A 1,275-nucleotide genomic window follows, 5' to 3' on the forward strand; every position below is an offset into this window, starting at 1 on the left:
ATTGGCAAGTCTGAGGGTGACGAAGCCCGTATCGAAACGCCAAAAGGCGTGGTCGAGTATGAGATCATGAAAGTGATTTATGACTAGACTTTATTATCGTTGTTAGTTGAACTACCTCAAATTTTTCTCAAAAAATTTGAGGTTTTTTTATGCGACAACCGTTGTCGTATAGAGCTATCAATTCTGTAATAAATACAAAGACTTACCGCGTAATTTGGTAAAATAGTACCCTACTAATGAATGGGTAATCTCCTCTATGGCAACCATCAATTACGAAAGACTTCAAGGCAAACTCAACATCTTGGCCGATGCGGCCAAGTACGATGTGTCTTGCTCCTCATCCGCTGGCACGCGCAAAAATCAAGGCGGCGGTTTGGGTGATGCTTCAGCCACAGGTATCTGTCACAGCTATACCGAAGACGGTCGCTGCGTCAGCCTGCTCAAAATTTTGCTGACCAATCATTGTATTTATGATTGTGCATATTGCACCTCGCGTAAAAGCAACGATACCCCGCGCGCGGCTTTTAGTGTTGAAGAAGTGGTCGATCTCACCATGCAGTTTTATCGTCGTAACTATATCGAAGGGCTATTTTTAAGCTCAGGTATTTTTAAGAGTGGCGATTACACGATGGAGCGTCTGGTCGAGGTTGCCAAGATACTGCGTACTCGCGAGCGCTTTAATGGATATATTCATCTAAAGACCATTCCTGGGGCCTCAAAAGAGCTTTTATTAGAAGCAGGTCTGTACGCGGATCGCCTAAGCGTCAATATTGAAATACCGACCAAATCAGGTTTGGCACTGCTTGCCCCTGAAAAATCGCATGACGAATTAAAAGCGCCGATGGAAACGGTAAAGACTGAAATTATCACCATCCGCGAGAGCCAAAAAAAGCATAAAAAAGCACCGAAATTCACGCCAGCGGGTCAAACCAGTCAGATGATTGTCGGTGCAAGCAATGAGACAGATTTGCAAGTGATTCAGCTGTCTAGCCATTTTTATAAAGAGTATGATCTCAAGCGTGTTTACTACTCAGGCTATGTACCGATGCTCTCTGACACTCGTCTGCCAGCGATTGGCACGCCTGTCCCTATGGTACGCGAGAACCGTCTATATCAGGCTGATTGGCTCATGCGTTTTTATGGTTTCGGTGCGCACGAAATTGTCGAGCCTGAATCCCCATTTTTGGACTTAGACTGTGATCCAAAGCTGGCTTGGGCGATACGTCATCGCGAGCATTTTCCGGTCAATATTCAAACCGCAAGCTATGACATGAT

At 45.1% G+C, this 1,275-nt stretch carries 1 protein-coding gene and 1 pseudogene; both read left to right on the forward strand.

The features are described 5' to 3' along the window. Positions 1-87, forward strand: a pseudogene (gene greA / locus ACTXGO_RS13995) (transcription elongation factor GreA); the annotation flags it as partial. A 169-nt stretch (positions 88-256) separates the two neighbouring features. After that, positions 257-1,275 (forward strand): putative DNA modification/repair radical SAM protein (locus ACTXGO_RS14000; protein WP_443574947.1); only part of this gene is annotated, 1,019 nt, incomplete at its 3' end.

Source organism: Psychrobacter sp. T6-1 (genome assembly GCF_052258445.1).